Source organism: Pseudomonas sp. R3.Fl (genome assembly GCF_023516765.1).
Lineage (GTDB): Bacteria > Pseudomonadota > Gammaproteobacteria > Pseudomonadales > Pseudomonadaceae > Pseudomonas > Pseudomonas citronellolis.
Window position 1 is genome coordinate 476,718 of the sequence record NZ_JAMGSO010000001.1, and the last position, 17,476, is coordinate 494,193.

17 protein-coding genes are annotated in these 17,476 nt (G+C 68.8%); 10 read left to right on the forward strand and 7 right to left on the reverse strand.

Translation table 11 applies throughout. The features are described 5' to 3' along the window. The first annotated feature begins 108 nt into the window (after positions 1–108). From M8R19_RS01855 to paaZ, 9 genes are all read left to right on the forward strand, one after another. The gene (locus M8R19_RS01855) at positions 109–414 is read left to right on the forward strand and encodes a DUF485 domain-containing protein (RefSeq protein WP_043271749.1); all 306 of its coding nucleotides are present in this window, start codon (positions 109–111) and stop codon (positions 412–414) included. Beyond that, a complete protein-coding gene (locus M8R19_RS01860; RefSeq protein ID WP_116423316.1) occupies positions 411–2,045 on the forward strand; it encodes a cation acetate symporter in 1,635 nt (544 codons plus the stop codon). The genes M8R19_RS01855 and M8R19_RS01860 overlap by 4 nt, the downstream gene beginning before the upstream one ends. A 356-nt stretch (positions 2,046–2,401) precedes the next feature. Then, entirely contained in the window at positions 2,402–2,755 is a 354-nt protein-coding gene (locus M8R19_RS01865) for a DUF1428 domain-containing protein (protein ID WP_249916849.1), read from the forward strand. A 364-nt stretch (positions 2,756–3,119) separates the two neighbouring features. After that, positions 3,120–4,115, forward strand: coding sequence for a 1,2-phenylacetyl-CoA epoxidase subunit PaaA (gene paaA / locus M8R19_RS01870; RefSeq protein WP_249916850.1), 996 nt, complete (start codon positions 3,120–3,122; stop codon positions 4,113–4,115). A 17-nt stretch (positions 4,116–4,132) separates the two neighbouring features. Continuing rightward, entirely contained in the window at positions 4,133–4,414 is a 282-nt protein-coding gene (gene paaB, locus M8R19_RS01875) for a 1,2-phenylacetyl-CoA epoxidase subunit PaaB (RefSeq protein WP_024764426.1), read from the forward strand. A 10-nt stretch (positions 4,415–4,424) separates the two neighbouring features. After that, on the forward strand, positions 4,425–5,186 hold the full coding sequence (paaC, locus tag M8R19_RS01880) for a 1,2-phenylacetyl-CoA epoxidase subunit PaaC (RefSeq protein WP_249916851.1): 762 nt from the start codon (positions 4,425–4,427) through the stop codon (positions 5,184–5,186). Further along, the gene (gene paaD / locus M8R19_RS01885) at positions 5,173–5,706 is read left to right on the forward strand and encodes a 1,2-phenylacetyl-CoA epoxidase subunit PaaD (RefSeq protein ID WP_074978557.1); all 534 of its coding nucleotides are present in this window, start codon (positions 5,173–5,175) and stop codon (positions 5,704–5,706) included. The genes paaC and paaD overlap by 14 nt, the downstream gene beginning before the upstream one ends. 25 nt (positions 5,707–5,731) lie before the next feature. Further along, positions 5,732–6,808, forward strand: coding sequence for a 1,2-phenylacetyl-CoA epoxidase subunit PaaE (paaE, locus tag M8R19_RS01890; protein WP_249916852.1), 1,077 nt, complete (start codon positions 5,732–5,734; stop codon positions 6,806–6,808). A 270-nt stretch (positions 6,809–7,078) separates the two neighbouring features. Continuing rightward, on the forward strand, positions 7,079–9,130 hold the full coding sequence (gene paaZ / locus M8R19_RS01895; protein WP_249916853.1) for a phenylacetic acid degradation bifunctional protein PaaZ: 2,052 nt from the start codon (positions 7,079–7,081) through the stop codon (positions 9,128–9,130). A 437-nt stretch (positions 9,131–9,567) separates the two neighbouring features. On the opposite strand, the gene M8R19_RS01900 is transcribed toward paaZ, so the two are convergent. From M8R19_RS01900 to M8R19_RS01930, 7 genes are all read right to left on the reverse strand, one after another. After that, complete coding sequence (locus M8R19_RS01900) at positions 9,568–10,185, reverse strand: START domain-containing protein (RefSeq protein WP_436278297.1); 618 nt, start codon at positions 10,183–10,185, stop codon at positions 9,568–9,570. Continuing rightward, positions 10,182–10,976, reverse strand: coding sequence for an anti-sigma factor family protein (locus M8R19_RS01905; protein ID WP_249916854.1), 795 nt, complete (start codon positions 10,974–10,976; stop codon positions 10,182–10,184). Before M8R19_RS01905 ends, M8R19_RS01900 begins: the two co-directional genes overlap by 4 nt. Beyond that, a complete protein-coding gene (locus M8R19_RS01910) occupies positions 10,973–11,467 on the reverse strand; it encodes an RNA polymerase sigma factor (RefSeq protein ID WP_249920121.1) in 495 nt (164 codons plus the stop codon). The genes M8R19_RS01905 and M8R19_RS01910 overlap by 4 nt, the downstream gene beginning before the upstream one ends. 152 nt (positions 11,468–11,619) lie before the next feature. Next, positions 11,620–12,177, reverse strand: a complete 558-nt coding sequence (locus tag M8R19_RS01915; RefSeq protein ID WP_116423309.1) for a tetratricopeptide repeat protein — start codon at positions 12,175–12,177, stop codon at positions 11,620–11,622. 784 nt (positions 12,178–12,961) lie between these two features. Beyond that, positions 12,962–13,249: a hypothetical protein gene (locus tag M8R19_RS01920; protein ID WP_249916855.1), complete on the reverse strand. Its 288-nt coding sequence runs from the start codon at positions 13,247–13,249 to the stop codon at positions 12,962–12,964. A gap of 71 nt (positions 13,250–13,320) precedes the next feature. Further along, on the reverse strand, positions 13,321–13,773 hold the full coding sequence (locus M8R19_RS01925) for a GNAT family N-acetyltransferase (protein WP_249916856.1): 453 nt from the start codon (positions 13,771–13,773) through the stop codon (positions 13,321–13,323). 60 nt (positions 13,774–13,833) lie between these two features. After that, positions 13,834–15,525, reverse strand: coding sequence for a sensor domain-containing diguanylate cyclase (locus M8R19_RS01930; protein ID WP_502942779.1), 1,692 nt, complete (start codon positions 15,523–15,525; stop codon positions 13,834–13,836). 249 nt (positions 15,526–15,774) lie between these two features. Here M8R19_RS01930 and M8R19_RS01935 point away from each other — a divergent pair, with 249 nt between their 5' ends. Next, positions 15,775–17,466, forward strand: coding sequence for a putative bifunctional diguanylate cyclase/phosphodiesterase (locus M8R19_RS01935; RefSeq protein WP_249916857.1), 1,692 nt, complete (start codon positions 15,775–15,777; stop codon positions 17,464–17,466). The last annotated feature ends 10 nt before the right edge of the window (positions 17,467–17,476 follow it).

Below are 17,476 nucleotides of genomic sequence, written 5' to 3' on the forward strand. Positions count from 1 at the left end.
CTGTGCCTCCTGGGTGACAATCAATTCCGATACTCAATTACAAACTAAAAATACATTTACGTATCAAACAAACCGCCTCGACAACCTCACAACAACAGAGAGCGCGCCATGACCCTGCCCCTGGAACGCCTCCGGGAACACCCGGACTTCCTCCTTCTCGTCCGCCGCAAGCAACGCCTCACCTGGTCCCTCACCGCCACCCTGCTGCTGGCCTACTACGGCTTCGTCCTGCTGGTGGCCTTCGCCCCCGGCCTGCTGGGCCGCCCGCTCGCCGGCGGGGTGACCAGCGTCGGCATGCTCGCCGGTGTCGGCCTGATCCTGCTCTCGGTACTGCTCACCGGCCTCTACGTGCACCAGACCAACAAGGTGCTGGACCCGCTGAACGACCGGCTCAAGCAGGAGGCCCAGGCATGAAGGCCCTGTTCCTGCTCGCCGGCCTGGCGCTGTCCGAGCCGGCCCTGGCCGCCGGCGCCGAACGCCCGCTGAACTGGCACGCCATCGGCCTGTTCCTGGCCTTCGTCCTGTCCACCCTGGCCATCACCCGCTGGGCCGCCCTGCGCACCCGCTCGGCGGCGGACTTCTACACCGCCGGCGGCGGCCTCACCGGCATGCAGAACGGCCTGGCGATCGCCGGCGACATGATCTCCGCGGCGTCCTTCCTGGGCATCTCGGCGATGATGTTCGCCAGCGGCTACGACGGCTTGCTCTACGCTCTGGGCGTGCTCGCCGGCTGGCCGATCATCCTGTTCCTGATCGCCGAGCGCCTGCGCAACCTGGGCAAGTACACCTTCGCCGACGTGGTCTCCTACCGCCTGGAGCAGGCGCCGATCCGCATCACCGCGGCCCTCGGCACGCTGATCGTGGCGCTGCTGTACCTGGTGGCGCAGATGGTCGGCGCCGGCAAGCTGATCGAGCTGCTGTTCGGCCTGAGCTACCTGCAGGCGGTGCTGGTGGTGGGCGCGCTGATGGTCTGCTACGTGACCTTCGGCGGCATGCTGGCCACCACCTGGGTGCAGATCATCAAGGCCGTGCTGCTGCTCTCGGGCACCAGCTTCATGGCCTTCATGGTGCTGCGCCACTTCGGCTTCAGCAGCGAGGCGATGTTCGCCGCGGCCACCGAAGTGCACGCCAAGGGCGTGGCGATCATGGCCCCCGGCGGCCTGCTGGCGAACCCGGTAGACGCCATCTCCCTGGCCCTGGGCATGATGTTCGGCACCGCCGGCCTGCCGCACATCCTGATGCGCTTCTTCACCGTCAGCGACGCCCGCGAGGCGCGCAAGAGCGTGTTCTACGCCACCGGCTTCATCGGCTACTTCTACCTGCTGCTGATCGCCGTGGGCTTCGGCGCCATCGTCATGGTCGGCAACGACCCGGCCTTCCGCACCGCCGAGGGCGCGCTGATCGGCGGCGGCAACATGGTCGCCGTGCACCTGGCCCAGGCGGTGGGCGGCAACCTGTTCCTCGGCTTCATCTGCGCGGTGACCTTCGCCACCATCCTCGCGGTGGTGGCGGGCCTGGCGCTGTCGGCCGCCTCGGCGGTATCCCACGACCTCTACGCCTGCGTGCTGCGCAAGGGCCAGGCCAGCGAAGCCGAGGAAATGCGCGTATCGCGCCTGGCCACCCTGGGCATCGGCGTGCTGGCGGTGATCCTCGGCGTGCTCTTCGAGTCGCAGAACATCGCCTTCCTCTCCGGCCTGGTGCTGGCCATCGCCGCCTCGGTGAACTTCCCGGTGCTGTTCCTCTCGATGTTCTGGCGCGGCCTGACCACCCGCGGCGCGGTGGCCGGCAGCCTGGCCGGGCTGCTGACCGCCATCGCCCTGCTGGTGCTCGGCCCGCCGGTGTGGGTGGCGGTGCTGGGCAACGCCGAGGCGGTGTTCCCCTACAGCAACCCGGCGCTGTTCTCCATGAGCGCGGCCTTCCTGGCGGCCTGGGGGTTCTCGGTGAGCGACCGCTCGGCGAGGGCGGAGGCGGAGCGTGGGCGGTACCTGGGGCAGTTCATCCGGTCGATGACGGGGATTGGGGCGGCTGTGGCCAGTCGGCATTGAGAGGTAAGGCTTGGCTTCATCGTCAAGCGGACCTCCGCTCCCTCTCCCTAACCCTCTCCCTGAAGGGAGAGGGGACCGTTGGGCAGGGTTTGGTGTTATGGCGTTAGCCGGCTAGCGCAGTGGCTGCCGGCGGAAACCATCACCTTTCTCGGCACGGACAAGCCCCCTCTCCCTTCAGGGAGAGGGCTGGGGAGAGGGAACCCAACTCACCCCCACACCAAAAACATCCAGCCCATTCCCCGACCGCCCATCACCTTCCGCCTCACCCCTGTCGATCCTCCCCCACCCTGAACGACTAGCAATCGACCCCACGGGAGACCCACTCCCCCCCCCAAAACAGCAAAGGGAGCCCCACCATGAACTACATCGACGGCTTCATCGTCCCCGTCCCCACCGCCAACCGCGAGGCCTACACCGAGCTGGCCAGCAAGGCGGCGGTGGTCTTCAAGGAGCACGGCGCGCTCAGCGTGGTCGAGTGCTGGGGCGACGACGTCCCCGAAGGCAAGGTGACCTCCTTCCCCATGGCCGTGAAACGCAAGGAGGACGAGGCCGTGGTGTTCTCCTGGATCACCTGGCCGTCCCGCGAGGTACGCGACGCCGGAATGAAGAAGGTCATGGAGGACCCACGCCTGAAGGACAACTTCCAGTCCATGCCCTTCGACGGCCAGCGCATGATCTTCGGCGGCTTCCAGGTGATCGTCGACGCCTGAACCGATACCGGCGCCCGCCCCGGCGGGCGCCACATCAGAAACACGCACACCAGCCACACTATAATTTTACGTATCGCTTTAACCCCTCCATTCGTCACTCCGGTATCGCGCCGGAGCCGCGACCATCCGCCTGATCCACCCCCTCCTTTATCATCACGTTCACCGCCAGATAGCCGCAAACTCCCGCAACCAGGCACCACAAGTCTTCCACTGGCGCCCAACGCCCCACCCGCGCCTACCCCCAAAGCGATACAAAAAACACATACGACACACTATTTAGTGTTAGACATTGCTTTCTGTATCATTTAAAAATAGCGCCATGGCCAAGGCCTCCCCACAACAGAACAAAGGCTGGAGACACAGCATGTATGCACAACTGGTCGAGACTGGCGTAAAGCGCGTCAAGTCGCTCGAGGACATGTCCCCCGAGGAGCGTGCCTTCCAGGAGAAGATCGACGCCGAGATCAAGATCGAGGCGAAGAACTGGATGCCCGACGCCTACCGCCAGACCCTGATCCGGCAGATTTCCCAGCACGCCCACTCGGAAATCGTCGGCATGCTGCCGGAGGGCAACTGGGTGACCCGCGCGCCGACGCTCAAGCGCAAGCTGCAGCTGATGGCGAAGATCCAGGACGAAGCCGGCCACGGCCTGTACCTGTACAGCGCCATGGAAACCCTCGGCGCCGACCGTGACGAGGAAGTCGCCAAGCTGCATTCCGGCCGCGCCAAGTACTCCAGCATCTTCAACTACCCGACGCTGAACTGGGCCGACATGGGCGCGGTGGGCTGGCTGGTGGACGGCGCCGCCATCGTCAACCAGGTGGTGCTGCAGCGCACCTCCTACGGCCCCTATTCGCGCGCGATGATCCGCATCTGCAAGGAAGAGAGCTTCCACCAGCGCCAGGGCTACGAAATCCTCCTGACCATGATGCGCCACGGCACCCAGGCGCAGAAGGACATGGTCCAGGACGCCATCGACCGCCTCTGGTGGCCGGCGCTGATGATGTTCGGCCCCAGCGACGAACACTCGCCCAACAGCGCCCAGTCCATGGCCTGGAAGATCAAGCGGCAGAGCAACGACGAACTGCGCCAGCGCTTCGTCGACCAGACCGTGCCGCAGCTGGAACTGCTCGGCTGCACCGCCCCCGACCCGCACCTGAAGTGGAACGAGGAGCGCGGCCACTACGACTTCGGCGAAATCCAGTGGGAAGAGTTCTACGAAGTGCTCAAGGGCAACGGCCCGTGCAACGCCGAGCGCGTCGCCACCCGCCGCAACGCCATCGAGAGCGGCGCCTGGGTCCGCGAAGCCGCGGTCGCCCATGCCCGTAAAAAACAACAACGCAAACGCGACGCCGCCTGAGCCGCGAGGAGAACACCATGAGCGAATGGACCCTTTTTGAAGTCTTCGTGCGCAGCAAGCACGGCCTCAACCACAAGCACGTCGGCAGCGTGCATGCCGCCGATGCCGCGATGGCCATCGAGAACGCCCGCGAGCTCTACACCCGCCGCAACGAAGGCGTGAGCCTCTGGGTAGTGCCCTCGGCGCTGATCACCGCCTCCTCGCCCGACGAGAAGGACCCGCTGTTCGACCCGGCGCAGGACAAGGTCTACCGCCACGCCAGCTTCTACGAGCTGCCGCCCGAAGTCGGCCACATGTGAGATCGCCTGCATGAACCCGAACAACGACAAGATCGAATACCTGCTGCGCCTCGCCGACAGCGCCCTGATCCAGGGCCAGCGCCTGTGCGAATGGTGCGGCCGCGCCCCGGCGCTGGAAGAAGAGCTGGCGCTGATGAACGTCGGCCTCGACCTGGTCGGCCAGGCACGCAACTGGTACGAGTATGCAGCCGAACTGCTGGACGACGGCCGCGACGCCGACCACCTGGCGTTCCGCCGCGACGAGCGCGCCTTCCGCAACCTGCTGCTGGTCGAGCAGCCCAACGGCGACTTCGCCGTGACCATGGCCAAGCAGTTCCTCTACGACGCCTGGCACTTCCACGCGCTGCGCCAACTAAGCGACTCCAGCGACGCGCGCATCGCCGCCATCGCCGCCAAGGGCCTAAAGGAAGTCACCTACCACCTGCGCCGCTCCGGCGAGTGGGTCGAGCGCCTGGGCGACGGCACCGAGGAAAGCCATGCGCGCATGCTGGCGGCGATTCCGCAGGTATGGCGCTTCACCGTCGAACTGTGCAACGCCGATGACATCGAGCAGCGCCTGTTCGCCGAAGGCGTGGCGCCCAACCCGGAAGAGCTGGCCGCCGCCTGGCGCGCCAAGGTCGCCGACATCTTCGCCAGCGCCACCCTGCCGCTGCCCGAGCCCGCGGTGAACTTCTACCTCAGCGGCCGCCGCGGCCTGCACACCGAGCACCTGGGCATCCTCCTGGCCGAGATGCAGTTCCTCCAGCGGGCCTACCCCGATGCGACCTGGTGAACTGATCGCCAGCGACCGCGGCGCGCGCGCAGGCTCCGCCGACGACCTCAGCCATGCCTGGAACGTGCTGGGCCAGGTGATGGACCCGGAAGTGCCAGTGGTCAGCGTGGTCGACCTGGGCATCGTCCGCGGCCTGGACTGGCACGGCGGGCACCTGCACGTAGTGGTCACCCCCACCTACTCCGGCTGCCCGGCCACCGAGGTCATCGAGCAGGACATCCAGCACGCCCTGGAACACGCCGGCTTCGCCGCGCCGCAACTGGAGCGGCGCCTGGACCCGGCCTGGACCACCGACTGGATCAGCGACGCCGGCCGCCAGGCGCTGCGCGAATACGGCATCGCCCCGCCGGCCGGCAGCACCAGCAAGCGCAGCCTGCTCGGCGAGACCCCGGAAGTGCGCTGCCCGCAGTGCGGCAGCCTGCACACCGAGCAGCTCAGCCAGTTCGGCTCCACGGCCTGCAAGGCGCTGTACCGCTGCGTCGATTGCCGCGAACCCTTCGACTATTTCAAGTGCATCTGAGCGGCGCCGCCGCCGGAGAAGAACAATGAGCAAATTCCACAGCCTGAAGATCCGCGAAGTGCGCCCGGAGACCCGCGACGCCGTGTCCATCGCCTTCGACATCCCCCAGGACCTGCAGGACAGCTTCCGCTTCGAGCAGGGCCAGCACCTGGTGGTGCGCGCCCAGCTGGACGGCGAGGAAGTGCGCCGCTCCTACTCCATCTGCAGCGGCGTCAACGACGGCGAGCTGCGCGTGGCGATCAAGCGCGTGCCCGGCGGGCGCTTCTCGGCCTACGCCAACGAGGCGCTGAAGGCCGGCGCCAGCCTGGAAGTGATGCCGCCGGCCGGCCACTTCAACGTGCAGCTGGACGCCACGCGCCACGGCAACTACCTGGCGGTGGCCGCCGGCAGCGGCATCACGCCTATCCTGTCGATCGTCAAGACCACCCTGGAAAGCGAGCCGCACAGCCGCGTCACCGTGCTCTACGGCAACCGCTCCAGCAACGCCGCGATGTTCCGCGAACAGCTGGAAGACCTGAAGAACCGCTACCTGCAGCGCCTCAACCTGATCTTCGTGTTCAGCCGCGAGCAGCAGGACGTGGACCTGTACAACGGCCGCATCGACGCCGACAAGTGCGGCCAGCTGTTCAGCCGCTGGCTGGACGTGAAGAACCTCGACGCCGCCTTCATCTGCGGCCCGCAGGCGATGACCGAGACCGTGCGCGACCAGCTCAAGGCCAACGGCATGCCGACCGAGCGCATCCACTTCGAGCTGTTCGCCGCCACCGGCAGCGAAAGCAGGCGCGAAGCCCGCCAGGCCGCCGCCGCGAGCGACAGCGGCAAGAGCCAGGTCACGGTGATCAGCGACGGCCGCGAACTGTCCTTCGAACTGGCGCGCAACAGCGTCAGCGTGCTCGACGCCGGCAACGCCCAGGGCGCCGAGCTGCCCTACTCCTGCAAGGCCGGCGTGTGCTCGACCTGCAAGTGCAAGGTGATCGAAGGCGAAGTGGAGATGGACAGCAACTTCGCCCTGGAAGACTACGAAGTGGCCGCCGGTTACGTGCTGAGCTGCCAGGCCTTCCCGCTGAGCGACAAGGTGGTCCTCGACTTCGACCAGCTCTGACTGCTCTTCGTAGGCCACGATGATGGGTATCGCTTCGCTCAACCCATCCTACGCGGTCTCCATGTAGGAGCGCGCCCTGCGCGCGAATCGCGGGCAGGGCCCGCTCCTACAAAGAGCCAGGTTTCACCGCCCCGGGCCCAAAAGGCCCCTGGCGTCCCTGACCCGGCGGCCTTTCCCCGCCACCGTTCCAACGCGCCGCCGCAGCCCACCCGGCTACGGCGGTCACCGGCCGCGGCCGGAACCCTTGCGTACCTTTTAGAGGATAGAGTGATGGCCCAAGAGCCCACCCTGCAGAGTTTCATCGGCGGCCGCTGGATCGGCCAGCATGGCGCCCAGGCGCTGCGTAGCGCACTGAACGGCCAGCTCGTGGCACGCACCCACGAAGAGGCCCCGGACTTCGCCGAAGCCGTGGCCCACGCCCGTCAGAGCGGCCTGACCGCACTCATGGCCATGGACTTCCAGCAGCGCGCCCAGCGCCTGAAGGCCCTGGCCCTGTACCTGACCGAGCGCAAGGAACAGCTCTACGAGATTTCCCGCCACACCGGCGCCACCCGCGCCGACAGCTGGATCGACATCGAGGGCGGCGCCGGCACCCTGTTCGCCTACGCCGGCGTCGGCGGCCGCGAGCTGCCTTCGGGCAACGTGGTCCACGAAGGCCCGGCGATCCCCCTGGGCAAGACCGGCAAGTTCGCCGGCAGCCACATCCTGGTGCCGCGCGGCGGCATCGCCGTGCACATCAACGCCTTCAACTTCCCGATCTGGGGCATGCTGGAAAAGTTCGCGCCCAGCTTCCTCGCGGGCATGCCGTGCATCGTCAAGCCGGCCACCGCCACCAGCTACGTGACCGAAGCCGCCGTGCGCCTGATGCACGAATCCGGCCTGCTGCCGGCCGGCAGCCTGCAACTGATCATCGGCGGCACCGGCGACCTGCTCGACCGCCTGCTGGGCCAGGACATCGTCACCTTCACCGGCTCCGCCGACACCGCCGCCAAGCTGCGGGTGAACCCCAACCTGATCCGCAACTCGGTGCCCTTCAACGCCGAGGCCGACTCGCTGAACTGCGCCATCCTGGCCCCGGACGTCACCCCGGACGACGAGGAATTCGACCTCTTCGTCAAGGAAGTGGCCCGCGAGATGACCGTCAAGGCCGGGCAGAAATGCACCGCCATCCGCCGCGCCATCGTCCCCGCCAAGCACATCGACGCCGTGGCCGAACGCCTGCGCGAACGCCTGGCCAAAGTCGTGGTCGGCGACCCGTCGGTGGAAGGCGTGAAGATGGGCGCCCTCGCCTCCCACGCCCAGCAGGCCGACGTGGCCGAGCGCGTGGAAGCGCTGCTGAAATCCAGCGAGTTGGTCTTCGGCGCGAAGGACGGCTTCGCCCCGCGCGGCGAAGGTGTCGACGAAGGCGCGTTCTTCGCCCCGACCCTGCTGCGCAGCCGCGACCCGCACGCCGAAGGTGGCGCCCACGACATCGAGGCCTTCGGTCCGGTCAGCACCCTGATGGCCTACGACGACCTCGACGAAGCCATCGCCCTGGCCGCCCGCGGCAAGGGCAGCCTGGTGGCCAGCCTGATCACCCGTGATCCGCAGGTCGCGGCCAAGGTGGTGCCGGTGATGGGCGCCCTGCACGGCCGCCTGCACATCCTCGACCGCGAGTCGGCGGCCGAATCCACCGGCCACGGCTCGCCGCTGCCGGTGCTCAAGCACGGCGGCCCGGGCCGCGCCGGCGGCGGCGAAGAGCTGGGCGGCGTGCGCGCGGTCAAGCACTACCTGCAGCGCACCGCGGTACAGGGCTCGCCGACCATGCTGATGGCGGTCACCGGCGAATACGTGCGCGGCGCCAAGGTCTACGAGACCGACGTGCACCCGTTCCGCCGCTACTTCGACGAGCTGAAGATCGGCGAGTCGCTGCTGACCCACCGGCGCACCGTCACCGAGGCCGACCTGGTGAACTTCGGCTGCCTGTCCGGCGACCACTTCTACATGCACTTCGACGAGCTGGCGGCGAAAGACTCGCAGTTCGGCAAGCGCATCGCCCACGGCTACTTCGTGCTCTCGGCGGCCGCCGGCCTGTTCGTCTCCCCCGGCGTCGGCCCGGTGCTGGCCAACTACGGCCTGGACACCCTGCGTTTCATCAACCCGGTGGGCATCGGCGACACCATCCAGGCCCGCCTGACCTGCAAGCGCAAGATCGACCAGGGCAAGAAGAGCCCCAAGGGCGAGCCGCAAGGCGTGGTGGCCTGGGACGTGGAAGTCACCAACCAGAATGGCGAGCTGGTGGCCAGCTACGACATCCTGACGTTGGTGCTCAAGCGCGGTTGATCTCTCCTACTCCGGTGTCACCCTCGACCGGCCCTAGGGCCGGTCTTTTTTTGCGTTCGTGCAGAGCCCCCTCACCCCAGCCCTCTCCCGGAGGGAGAGGGAGCCGTTCGGAGTGAATGGGGAGTTCGGGGTCATCCTGATCGGATGTTTCATCGTAGGGCGGATAGAGTCCGCTCCTACGGTTCCAGGAAGCACGGCTTTTCGTAGGATGGCGTTGAGCGGAGCGATACCCATCACCCCGGCAGCATGGGTATCGCAAGCTCAACCCATCCTACGAAAAGCACCTCGGCGCAGCCGGTAGACAGTTGCGGGAAGCACGGGCGTAGGAGCGGACTCCGTCCGCGATTGGACTCACTGGCCACGCCGGATGCTCCGGTGGCACGAACAGCTCCCCATTCGCGAGCAAGCTCGCTCCTACGAAAAGCCAAAGCTAAAAACTACGGCCGCCGCGGCGCCTGCCGTTCCGCCACCGCCCGCAGGGTCCTCAGGGTATCCAACGGCGCATCGACAACAAAACTATCCGCCAACCAGGACGGCACACTCCCGCCAGGCTCCGCACGCATCTGGTAAGTCACCCTTGTACGCCCATCCCCCAACGGCGCCAGGCTCCAGATACCGCTCAACTCACGCACGCGAATCTGCCCCGGCACCACCGGCAGGTAGTCCGGCAACGCGCGGATATCCCGCAGCAGGCCACCATCGGCAGTGCGCCGGGTAGTCACCAGCAGCACCATGTCACGCGGCTGCACCGGCCAGGGCAGCTGGGTGCTCATGTACAGCCACACGTCGTCGCCGCTGGCCTTCAGCAGGCGCAGTTCGGCGCAGGCGTACAGCCACTTGCAGGCCACCCGCAGGTTCTCCTGCAGGTCGGCCAGGGTGGCCACGTCGGCGCGCATGTCGGCCACGCCGCGGTAGCTCTGGTAGCGCGAGCCGGGCACCGCGGTCAGGTAGACGCGGATGCCATCCTCGTCACGGGCCAGGCGCCAGTGTTCCTGGGGCGCCGCCTGCAACGACGCGGCGGTGGCCAGCAGCAACCCCGCCAGCCAGGCCTTCACACCCCACCCCCGCCTCCCAGGCGCTGGCGCAGGCCGGCGGCCATGGACTGCAGGTCCTGCGGCGGGTTGTGGCCGATCAGCAGGTAGGCGTGGCCGGCGTCCTGCCAGTACACCAGGTTCATGCCCTCGCGGCGCTCCTGCTGCGGCGCGGCGGCGCGGCCGTCGCTGCGGGTGATGCACAGCGCCATGGGGCCGTAGCGCTCGTCCAGGTAGGTGAGCTGGGCGATGGGGATGCCGTCGTATTCGAGGATCTGCGCGCGGCGCAGCTGGGCGCCTTCCAGGGCCAGGTCCGGTGCCGGCAGGGCCAAGCCCAGGCGCTCGCCCACCGTGGCCAGCTGGGCCTGGTGGATGGCCACATCGCCCGGCAGGTGGTCGAGGGTCTGCACGGTGTACAGCGACATGTAGTCGGCCACCCGCTGGCGCCAGTTGAAGTCCTCTTCGTGGTGCAGCGGCAGGCCGCCGAGCAGCAGGCGGTCCAGGGCCATGCCCAGCACCAGGCAGGCCGCCGCGGCCAGCGCCAGGGCACGCCGGCGCGGGGCCCGCGGTTGCGCCAGGGGCAGGCTGGCCAGGCCGGCGCCCAGGCGCTGCAGCGGGGCTTGGTCGAGCAGCGCGTCGAAGGCCTCGCCCAGGCCCTGGCCGCCGCAGCAGAGGGTGTCGAAACGCTGGGCCAACTCGGCGTCGGCGGCGATCCGCGCCTCCACTTCGCGGGCCTGCGCGGCGTCCAGTTCGCCGTCGATGAAGGCGACCAGGGTCTCGTCGGAAACCCGCGGGCCTGTGCCATGTTCGTTCATCGCCGTCCTCCCCTGGCCGCTTCCGCGTCGTCCGGCGCCGCGGCTTCGGCCAGTTTCAAGCGGGCCGCCGCCAGGCGGCTCATCACCGTGCCCAGCGGCACCCCGAGGATGTCCGCCACCTCGCGGTAGCTGAGCCCCTCGACATAGGCCAGGAACAGCGTCTCGCGCTGCGCCTCCGGCAGCGCCGCCACGCGCCGCAGCACCTGGCTGGCGAGCACCTCGGCCTGGGCCTGGCGCTCGCCGTCGAAGACCAGTTCGCTTTCCGCGTCCACCACCCCGTGGCCGCTGCGCACCCGCTGCGCGCGCACCTCGTTGAGCCAGATGGAGCGCAGGATGGAGAACAGCCAGCGGTCCAGGCGGCTACCGGCGCTGAACTGGGCGGCGCGTTCCAGCGCCCTCACGCAGGTGGCCTGCACCAGGTCGTCGGCGACGTGGGGCTGGTGCGCCAGAACCAGGGCGTAGCGCCACAGGCGCGCCAGGTACTGGCCGATCTCGGCGCGAATATCCGCAGGTTGTGCGATGGCCGCCTCCGCTGGGCTGCGCGGCCGCCGCGACGGCGGGCCGGGTGGATGACGCTCGGGCACCACGGCCGGCGTCCGCGAGTGCTCCCATGCCGGCGGCCACAGCGTCTGGCTGCGCTCGTTCATAGGGTCGCGGACGCGGCTATCGCCTGCGCCAGGTCACGGTATTCCTCGCAGCCCGTGCCGCAGAGCCCCTGGATGCTGCGCAACTGCTCGCGGGCCAGGTCCAGGCGCCCCTGGGTCACGTAGGCTTCGCCCAGGTACTCGCGCACCTTGGCGTACTGCGGATCGAGGCGTACTGATTGCAGATAGTAGCCGATGCCTTCATCCACGCGACCCAGCTTGCGCGTGGCATAGCCGCGGTAGTTGAGCGCCTCGGCGGTGTTCGGCTGGCGCAGGCTGTCCAGCAGCGCCAGGGCCTCCTGGTAGCGCCCGGCCTTGGCCAGGCGGTAGGCGTAGGCGGTGCGGTCGGCGTCGCCCAGGCTGGCGCTGGTCTGCTCGACGCAGCGCTGCTCGGCGCGCTCGCGGACCTGTCCGGCCGGGCAGTCGGGCGCGGCCTGGGAGCGGTCGTCATCGTTGCCGCCGCCCCCGTCGGCCCGCAGCGGGCCGCCGGAAAGCACGGCGCCCAGGCAGGCCAGCAACAGCAGCGACGGGAGGCGGAAGGCGGGGCGCGGGGTCATGGCGGAATCTCCTGGCAACGGCGGGGGTGGCCAGGAGTGAACACCCAAGGGTGGGGCGTTATTCGGTGCGCGCGACGGTTTTTCGGCCGTTCGTCGGAGGCACCGGAGCCCTATGCACCTGGGGTTAAGAGCGCCCTCTCCCCAGCCCTCTCCCGCAAGCGGGAGAGGGGGCCATTCGTGCCACCGGGATGTCCAGCGGGGGCGTTGAGTCCAATCGCGGACGGAGTCCGCTCCTACGCCCGTGCTTCCCTGTAACTGTAGGAGCGGACTCTGTCCGCGATTCGGACTTCCAGAGAAACCTCCGAGCGCACCGAAACGCCCCTTCAGAAGGCCGAGCGAAACCGGCGCTCAGTAGGTCATGCGACATGGATGTCGCGAGAGCCCCGCGGGCTACAGGGACGTACCCTCGGGGCGGGCCTCCGTGGCGGGGGAGTTCGCGAGGGTAGCCCGGCTTTATCGGGCCCGTATGTTGGGGCAAGCCTTTTTGGTTCCTTTTTGCGGGGGTGGCCTTCCACCGTTTGACAAAAGGGACTCGCCCGAGGGGGCGAAACAAAAAACCTCCGCAGACTCGGTGCGGCGCGCTACACCAAGCCCCCAAGCCACTGGGTTCCCGCGTTCGCGGGAATGACGAAGGTGTGAGGATGGCGCCTGACCGACAAGCCGCTCAGGACAGCCCCCTCTCCCTTCAGGGAGAGGGTTGGGGAGAGGGCGCTCTTGAACCCAGCACCTACTCCGCCAGGAAACTCCGTTCGCGAGCAAGCTCGCTCCTACAGGGGCCGGGCGATCAGACCAGCAATTCCGGCTCGACCATGTCGCATTCGAAACTGATCCGCCCACCCTTCTCGTCCGCACTGCCGCCAGTGATCGGCCCGTAGTAGTTGAGGCCGTTGTCCAGACTCACGCAAACGTGACTCGGCTCGTCCGGCGCATCCAGCTGCCCCTGGAACAGCAGCTCCATCACACCCGGCTCCAGGGTACGCAGCTCGACGGCAATGGCCGGATTGTCCACGGCCTCGGTTTCGCGCCCCCGGTGCTCGGCGCTGACGGTGACGATGGCGGTGAAGTGCGGCATGGGGGTGCTCCAGGGCTTGGGGGAATGAATGCGGGCGCCAATCTGCCCGGCGCGGCGGCGCCTGGCAAGGGTCAGCCGACGTGAAAGCGAAAGCGCAGGTGCGGCCAGGCCTCGGGATCGTCCACCGGCAGCGGCACGGTGCCGCGCGGCACCACCCGCAGCCAGAACGCCAGGGCGTTGCAATTGCCGGTCAGCACGTTGAGCTGCCAGTCGCCGGGCTGCCCTTCGAACAACGCCCAGGCCGCGGCGCGGCCCACGCCCTGGCGGCGGAACGCCTGGCCGACGTAGAACTCGGCCAGCTCGTGCAGCCCCGGCCGCTCCAGGGCGCGCACCAGGGCGAAGCCGGCCACCTGGCCGCCGACGCGGATCAGGTAGGGCCGGCGCCCGGGCTCCAGCCAGTACAGCGCCAGGTACGGGTACAGGTCCGACTCGACGCCGAGCTCGCGCAGGTAGCCCGGCAGCATGGCCGCCAGCAGCGGCTCCTCGTCCGGGCCGGCGACCTGCACTTCGACTTGCGGGTTCACGGTGGCCTCCCTTGGGCGGTGCTCCCTGCACCATAGCCCAAGGCAGGCCATCCGGCCCGTTCAGAGGTACTCGATGCGGTTGCGCCCGGCCTGCTTGGCGCGGTACAGCGCCAGGTCGCTGCGCGACAGCACCGCCTCGGCCGTGGCGTCGCCGGCGAGCATGTCGGCGACGCCGATGCTCAGCGTCAGCGGGATGCGCTCGCCGGCGTGCACCAGCGGGGTCTGCGCCAGGTGCTCCTGCAGGCGCTGGGCGAAGGCCACGGCGTTGTCGCGGCTGGCGTCGCTGAGCAGCACGGCGAACTCCTCGCCGCCCATGCGCCCGACGCAGTCGCTGCGCCGCACCAGGCCGGCGAGGACGTCGGCGAAGTGGCGCAGCGCCAGGTCGCCCACCGCGTGGCCCCAGCGGTCGTTGATCGCCTTGAAGTGGTCCAGGTCGCACATCAGCACCGCGGCGCTGCGCTCGCCGCCGCGCTGCACGCGGCCCAGCTCGGCCTGCAGCTGGTGCATGAAGCAGCGCCGGTTGGGCAACTGGGTGAGGAAGTCGGTGGTGGCCAGCACCTGCAGCTCGGCCTCGATGCGCTTGCGCTCGGTGATGTCGGTGATGAAACCGTGCCAGAGCACGCTGCCATCGGCCTGGCGGCGCGGGTGGGCGTGGCCCTGGCGCCAGCGCACGCCCTGCTCCGGCAGTTGCACGCGGTACTCCAGCTCCCAGGGCACCAGGGTCCGCGCCGAGGCCTCCAGCGCGGCCAGGTAGCGCGGCATGTCCTCGTCGTGGATGATCGCGCGGATGCGCTCGGTGGGGCCGTCGGCCAGTTCCTCCGGGGCCATGCCGTAGATTTCCCGGCTGCCGGCGCTGACGTAGGGGAAGCGCGCCGAGCCGTCGGGCAGGCGGCGGTACTGGAAGACCATGCCGGGAATCTCGTTGGTCAGGTCGGTGAGCAGTTCGAGGTTCTGCCGCAGCTTCTCGGCCAGCACGCGCTGGGCGGTGATGTCGGTGGTGGTGCCGAGCATGCGCAACGCCCGCCCCTGCTCGTCGCGCTCGACCACCTTGCCGCGGCTGCACACCCACATGTAGCTGCCGTCCTTGCGGCGGATGCGGTGCTCCACCTCGTAGGCCAGGGTCTGCCCGGCGAAGTGCGCCTCCATGGTCGCCCTGACGTAGGCCAGGTCGTCCGGGTGCACGCGGGCGTAGCTTTCCTCGATGCGCTCGCCGATCTCGTCCTCGGTGTAGCCCAACAGGGCCTTCCAGCCGGAGGAGTAATGGATGACGCCGCTGGGCACGTGGCGGTCCCAGATGCCCGTGCCGCTGCCCTCCACCGCCAGCGCCAGGCGCCGCTCGGTGATGCGGGTGCGCTCGGCGCCGCGCTCCAGCTCCAGCAGCGCGGCGGCCATGCCGGCGTACTCGGCGAGGACCTCGCCCTGGCGGGCGTCCAGTTCGCGCGGGCGTTCGCCCAGCAGCCAGAGCTGCCCCAGCAATTGGCCGTCGGCCGAGCGCACCGGGCAGATGCGCTGGAACACCCAGCGCGCGGCCAGCGCCGCCACGCAGGCCTCGAAGGGCCCGCCCAGGCGCTCGAGCCAGGTTCTTTCGTCGGCGCTCAGCCCCAGGCAGGCGCACAGCCGCCAGGCGCCGCCGTCATCGCAGGTCAGCGCTGCCGCGTCCAGGGCCAGGTGCCCCAGCGCCAGGCGCAACAGCCCGGCATGATGTCGCTCGCCCACACTCTCCATCGCGCACCCAGTACTCACGGACTGCATCTGCACACTGCTCGCTCAGGCATCCAGGGATGCCGCCAGGAAAGTCGGACATTGCCCCGAGTCTATCCATAATGGCGTTCTGACGTCATGGCTGCCCATCGGCTGGCAGCCACAGCTCATCGCCCGCCGGCCGCACGGCATTCCCGACAAAAACATGTCAGTTTGACATCATGCAGGGGTAGACCCTCATGATCTAGGCTAGCCTCATGCCAGAATTCTCCTACAGAAGTTTTCCGCTGGAGCAAGGGAATGCCGGAAGATCCGCGCAATTTCGACTCGGTCATCCTGATCGTCGACGACCAGGTCAGCGACATACAGCTGCTGGGCGAGGCGGCCAGGGGGCTGGGCGTGACGCACTTCGCCTCGGACGGCCGCCAGGCCCTGGAACTGGCCCGGCGCATCCGCCCGGACGTGGTCCTGCTGGACATCGAGATGCCCGGCATGGATGGCTTCGCGGTGTGCCAGGCGCTGATGGCCGACGCCAAGCTCAACGACGCCGCGGTGATCTTCGTCACCGCCTACGACCAGGTGGCCCACGAGCTGCGCGCCCTGCAGATGGGCGGCGTGGACTTCATCACCAAGCCGATGAACCTGCCGGTGGCCCGCGCGCGCATCCGCACCCACGCGCGCCTGCGGCACATGGCGAAGATCCTCGCCAACCAGGACCCGCTGACCAACCTGCCCAACCGCGCCCTGCTCGGCGACCGCATGGCCCAGGCCATCGAGGGCGCGCGGCGCAACCAGCAGCGCGTCGGCCTGTTGCTGCTGGACCTGGACAACTTCAAGGCGGTCAACGACGCCGAGGGCCACTCCCTGGGCGACGCCATCCTGCAGGAGACCGCCCTGCGCCTCAGCCGGCAGTGCCGGGCCATGGACACCGTGTGCCGGCCGGGCGGCGACGAGTTCGCCGTGCTGCTGCCGGAGGTGCACAGCCTGGAGGCCATCGGCGACTTCGCCGCGCGGGTGCAGGCGGCCCTGGGCGAGCCCTACGTCATCCGCGGCACCAGCTACCACCTCACCGCCAGCATCGGCATCAGCCTCTACCCCGACGACAGCGACGGCGCCGAGGACCTCTACCGCCACGCCGACGCCGCCATGTACCAGGCCAAGGCCGCCGGGCGCAACGGCTACAGCTTCTTCTCGGCGGACATCGAGGCGCGCATGCGCGCCCGCCACCTGCTCGAACGGCACATGCGCCTGGCCCTGGAGCTGGGTGTGTTCGAGGTGTTCTACCAGGCCAAGGTGCACGCCGCCACGCGCGCCATCGTCGGCGTCGAGGCGCTGATCCGCTGGCGCGACGGCGAGGGCCGCCTGGTGCCGCCGGCGGAGTTCATCCCGCTGGCCGAGGAAACCGGGCTGATCGTGCCCATCGGCCAGCAGATCCTCCTGCGCGCCTGCCAGGACGCCCGCGCCTGGAACGATGCCGGGCACGCGCTGACGGTCAGCGTGAACATCTCGGCGGTGCAGTTCCGCAGCGAGAGCTTCGTCGACCAGGTGGCCGAGATCCTCGCCCAGACCGGCATGCAGCCGGGCAACCTGGAACTGGAGATCACCGAGGGCGTGCTGGCCAGCGACCGCTACGCCTCGCGCCAGACCCTGGCGGCGCTGCGCGAACTGGGGGTGCGCATCGCCATCGACGACTTCGGCACCGGCTACTCCAGCCTGGCCTACCTCAAGCGCTTCCCGGTGGACGTGTTGAAGATCGACCAGAGCTTCGTCCGCGACATGCTCCAGGACCGCAGCGACGCGGCGATCATCGAGGCCATCATCAAGCTCGCCCAGGCCCTGGGCCTGGAGCTGGTGGCCGAAGGGGTGGAATGCCCGAACCAGGAAAGCGCGCTGGCGGCGCTGGGCTGCCCGGTGATGCAGGGCTACCTCTACTGCCGCCCGGTGCCGCGCGACGACATGAGCCGCCTGCTGGCCGACGGCCTGCAAGCATGACCCTCCGTGC